Genomic DNA, 5,016 nt, shown 5'->3' on the forward strand with positions numbered 1-5,016 from the left:
TATGCATCTCAGCCCGCTTGCTCAGCAAATCAAACACCGCCGGATACGCCGGCCGTTCGATGTACCGCCCGGCGCCGCGCTCGGCGCGCAGGTCGCCGTCGGCCCAGACCACTTTGCCCTGGCTGACGGTATGGCTCGGCACGCCGCGCACGGTCTTGCCTTCGAAAATGTTGAAGTCCACCTGCTGATGGTGGGTCTTGGCGGAAATGGTGCGGGTGCCGTGCGGGTCCCACAGCACCAGGTCGGCGTCGGCGCCGACGCGAATCGAGCCTTTGCGCGGGTAGAGGTTGAAGATTTTTGCGGTATTGGTGGAGGTGAGGGCGACGAAATCCTGCATCGACAAACGGCCGCTGTTGACCCCTTCATCCCACAACACCGCCATGCGGTCTTCGATACCGGCGGTGCCGTTGGGGATCTTGCTGAAGTCGTCGCGCCCGGCGGCTTTTTGCTCGGCGCAGAAGCAGCAGTGGTCGGTGGCGGTGGTGTGCAGATTACCGCTCTGCAGGCCATGCCAAAGGGCCTCCTGATGCCCGCGCGGGCGGAACGGCGGGCTCATCACGTAACCGGCGGCGGTCTGCCAGTCCGGGTGCTGGTAGACACTGTCGTCGAGCAGCAGATGCCCGGCCAGCACTTCGCCGTATACCGGTTGGCCCTTGCTGCGGGCGTAAGTGATTTCATCCAGCGCTTCTTTGGTCGAAACGTGCACCAGGTACAACGGCGTGCCGATGGTCTCGGCAATGCGAATCGCCCGGCTCGCCGCTTCGCCTTCCACCTGCGATGGCCGCGACAGAGGATGGGCTTCCGGCCCGGTGATGCCCTGGGCCATCAACTTGCGTTGCAGGTGATAAACCAGTTCACCGTTTTCCGCATGCACGGTCGGCACGGCGCCGAGTTCCAGGCAGCGCTCGAAGCTCGCCACCAGCGTGTCGTCGGCGGCCATGATCGCGTTCTTGTAGGCCATGAAATGCTTGAAGCTGTTGATCCCGTGGTGGCTGACCAGCTCGGCCATTTCCTCGCGCACCTGCTCGCTCCACCAGGTGATCGCGACGTGAAAGCCGTAGTCCGAGGCGGACTTTTCGGCCCAGCCACGCCACTGATGAAACGCTTCCATCAATGACTGCTGCGGATTGGGAATCACGAAGTCGATGATCGACGTGGTACCGCCAGCCAGACCTGCGGCAGTGCCGCTGTAAAAGTCTTCACTGGCCACGGTGCCCATGAAGGGCAATTGCATGTGGGTGTGTGGATCGATGCCGCCGGGCATCAGGTATTGGCCGCTGCCGTCGAGCACTTCGGCACCGGCGGGAATATCCAGGTTTTGACCAATGGCGTTGATCACGCCGTCGGCGCAATAGACGTCGGCGCGATAACTTTCATCATGGGTAACAACGGTGGCGCCACGGATCAACAGAGACATTCCGAGTTCCTCGCAGGCATGACCGACTTGTGCCGGTTCTCAATGTTTTATTGATGTACAACGCTGATCGGCGTATTCCTGTCAGCGCTGTCAGGAATAGAAGCTAGCCGCAGTTCTGCAATTGATCAAGATTATTTTTTATAAGCTTATTGCTGTTTTAAATCGTTGAAAAATAAAGATAAAAAACATAAATCACCAAAATGGTGAGGCCGTTCACCATTTTGACGCACTTGACAGGATGGAAATATGAGCAAGATTTCCTATGTGAAATCAGCTGCTTGAAGTTGAGCTGCGGTTAATCGCCTGTAATGAAAAAAAAGTGCAGTGCACCAGATTGAGTCCTGACAGTTCGGACAACTTGGCAAACGTTTAGCCTGAGCGTGTAGACAGGTTTTCGCGGACTCCTCCGGTGAATAATTAAAAGCGTGAATTATCAGAAAGTTGCAATGCGTTTGTAGCACCGCCTGAGCGTCAGACGGAGTACCCGGCACGTTTATTGATGCCGCCGCTGACACCATGGCCGGTGCAAGAAAGTTGTCAGTTCCTCCGGCCATCGTCCGGCTCGCACCCTGGTGTGCAGCCGCCTGATGAGCAAAAAAATAATCAGAAGAACAGTGGAGCGGCCATGCAACAGAACAGATCGCAAGTGACCGAGCGCGACGGCTTGTTCGAACTCGAAGCCGGCAGCGACGTCCTCGACAGTCCCCGTTACAACCACGATATGGCACCGACCAAGGTGCGCGAACGCACCTGGAACAAATGGCACATCACCGCGCTGTGGGTCGCATGTCGGTGTGCGTGCCGACTTACACCCTCGGCGGCGTGCTCACCGCGTACTTCGGCCTGACTGTCGGCGAAGCGCTGATGGCGATTCTGCTGGCCAACGTCATCGTGCTGATCCCGCTGACCCTCAACGCCTTTCCCGGCACCAAGTACGGCATTCCATTCCCGGTGCTGCTGCGTTCGTCGTTCGGCGTGCTTGGCTCCAACGTGCCGTGCCTGATTCGTGCGCTGGTGGCGTGTGGCTGGTTCGGCATTCAGACCATGTTCGGCGGGTTGGCGATTCACCTGTTTCTCGGCTCGGTATTCGAGGGCTGGAAATCCCTCGGCGGCACGGGGGAGGTGATCGGCTTCATGATTTTCTGGTCGCTGAACCTGTGGGTGGTGATCCGTGGCGCCGAGTCGATCAAATGGCTGGAAACCCTGTCCGCGCCGTTGCTGGTGGCGGTCGGCATCGGCCTGCTGGTGTGGGCGATGCCCAATGTGTCGATGACCGAGCTGCTGGCGATTCCACCGAAGCGCCCGGAAGGCGCGAGCGTGGTCAGTTACTTCGCTGCGGGGCTGACGGCAATGGTCGGCTTCTGGGCCACGTTGTCGCTGAACATTCCCGACTTCAGCCGTTACGCCAAAAGCCAGAAAGACCAGATCCTCGGGCAGATTTTCGGCCTGCCGCTGACCATGTTCCTGTTCGCTTCGCTGGGGGTGGTGATGACCGCCGCGTCGGTGAAGCTGGTCGGTGTCACGGTATCGGATCCGGTCAGCCTGATCGGCCATATCCAGAGCCCGCTGTGGGTGGCGGTGGCCATGGCGCTGATCATCATCGCCACGCTGTCGACCAATACGGCGGCGAACATTGTTTCGCCAACCAACGACTTCCAGAACATCGCGCCCAAGGTGATCAACCGTACCAAAGCGGTGTTGCTCACCGGCTTCGTCGGGCTGGCGTTGATGGCCCACGAGCTGCTGAAAAAGCTCGGTCTGATCGTTTCCGATGTCAGCCTGGAAACCGTGTATTCCAACTGGCTGCTCGGCTATTCGAGCCTGCTCGGACCAATCGCCGGGATCATGGTGGTGGACTATTTCCTGATCAAGAAGCAGCAACTGGACCTGGCCGGGTTGTACCGGGATGACGTGTATCCGGCGTGGAACTGGGCCGGGTTTACTGCGTTTGGCGTGCCGGTGGTGCTGACCCTGCTGTCGCTGGGTAGCGATGCGTTCAGCTGGTTTTACAGTTATGGCTGGTTTACCGGTTCGGCGCTGGGCGGGGTGATTTATTACGGGTTGTGCGTGATGCGGGCGCAGCTTCGGTCGTGAAATCACCGGTGTGAGGGATGGCCTCATCGCTGGCAAGCCAGCTCCCACAAGGATCAAGTCGTACACAAACCATGAGTTCACTCAAAACCTGTGGGAGCTGGCTTGCCAGCGATGGCGGCCTGGAAAACACCAAAGAAATACCCTAAGAAACTGCCTGAGGAGATCAACATGAACGCAGCCGTAGACGTTCTGCAATCCACCCATCAGCACATTAACCGCGACCGCCTCTGGGCCTCGCTCATGGAACTGGCCAAGCTCGGTGCCACGGTCAAGGGCGGGGTCTGTCGCCTGGCCCTGACCGACCTCGACCGTCAGGCTCGTGACCTGTTCGTGCAGTGGTGCAAGGACGCCGGATGCAGCGTCACGGTGGATGAAGTCGGCAACATCTTCGCCCGTCGTCCGGGGCGTAACCCGAACCTGCCGCCGGTGATGACCGGCAGCCACATCGACACCCAGCCCACCGGCGGCAAGTTCGACGGCTGCTTCGGCGTGCTCGCCGGGGTCGAAGTGCTGCGCACCCTCAATGACCTCGGCGTGGAAACCGAAGCACCGCTGGAAGTGGTGGTCTGGACCAACGAAGAAGGCTCGCGCTTTGCTCCGTGCATGATGGGTTCCGGCGTGTTCGCCGAAAAATTCACCCTCGAAGAAACCCTGGCCAAGGTCGATGCCGACGGCGTCACCGTCGGCGAAGCGCTCAACGCCATTGGTTACGCGGGGTCACGCAAAGTCAGCGGGCACAAGGTTGGCGCCTATTTTGAAGCACACATCGAGCAAGGCCCGATCCTCGAAGATGAGCAGAAAACCATCGGCGTGGTGCTCGGCGCGCTCGGGCAGAAGTGGTTTGATCTGAAACTGCGCGGCGTCGAAGCGCACGCCGGGCCAACGCCGATGCACCTGCGCAAGGACGCCCTGGTCGGCGCCTCGGTGATTGTCGGTGCAGTCAACCGCGCCGCCCTCGGCCACCAACCCCACGCCTGCGGCACCGTCGGTTGCCTGCAAGCCTACCCCGGTTCGCGCAACGTCATCCCCGGCGAAGTGCGCATGACCCTCGACTTCCGCCATCTGCAGCCAGAGCGCCTCGATTCGATGATTGCCGAAGTGAAGCAGGTCATCGACGCGACCTGCGAAGAACACGGCCTGACCTATGAACTGACCCCGACCGCCGACTTCCCGCCGCTGTACTTCGAAAAAGGCTGCGTCGAAGCCGTGCGCAGCGCGGCGAAAGGCCTGGGCTTGTCACACATGGACATCGTCAGCGGCGCCGGCCACGACGCGATTTTCCTCGCCGAACTCGGCCCGGCCGGGATGATCTTCGTGCCTTGCGAAGGCGGCATCAGCCACAACGAAATCGAGAATGCCGCGCCGGATGATCTGGCGGCCGGGTGTGCGGTGTTGTTGCGGGCGATGTTGGCGGCTTCGGCGATGGTGGCGGAGGGGCAGCGCGCCGCCTGAAGATCAAAAGATCGTCCGATTGCGGCCCGAGCCTGCGGCAGCTCCTACAGTTG

2 protein-coding genes and 1 pseudogene are annotated in these 5,016 nt (G+C 60.3%); 2 read left to right on the plus strand and 1 reads right to left on the minus strand.

Annotation, left to right across the window (positions count from 1 at the left end; translation table 11 throughout):
• A partial coding sequence (gene hydA, locus HT737_RS26485) for a dihydropyrimidinase (protein ID WP_182404317.1) occupies positions 1-1,417 on the minus strand: 1,417 nt, incomplete at its 3' end.
• A gap of 625 nt (positions 1,418-2,042) precedes the next feature.
• On the opposite strand from hydA, the pseudogene HT737_RS26490 reads away from it, so the two are divergent.
• Positions 2,043-3,511 (plus strand): annotated as a pseudogene (locus HT737_RS26490) (NCS1 family nucleobase:cation symporter-1).
• A 168-nt stretch (positions 3,512-3,679) separates the two neighbouring features.
• Positions 3,680-4,963 carry a Zn-dependent hydrolase gene (locus HT737_RS26495; protein WP_182404318.1) on the plus strand — a complete coding sequence of 428 codons (1,284 nt, stop codon included), beginning with the start codon at positions 3,680-3,682 and terminating at the stop codon, positions 4,961-4,963.
• Positions 4,964-5,016 lie beyond the last annotated feature (53 nt).

Source organism: Pseudomonas sp. MD195_PC81_125 (assembly GCF_014060985.1).
Taxonomy (GTDB): Bacteria; Pseudomonadota; Gammaproteobacteria; order Pseudomonadales; family Pseudomonadaceae; genus Aquipseudomonas; species Aquipseudomonas parakoreensis.

Excerpts from the sequence above, each read along its gene's own strand:
- HT737_RS26495 (WP_182404318.1), top strand. The coding sequence starts at position 3,680 with ATGAACGCAGCCGTAGACGTTCTGCAATCCACCCATCAGCACATTAAC.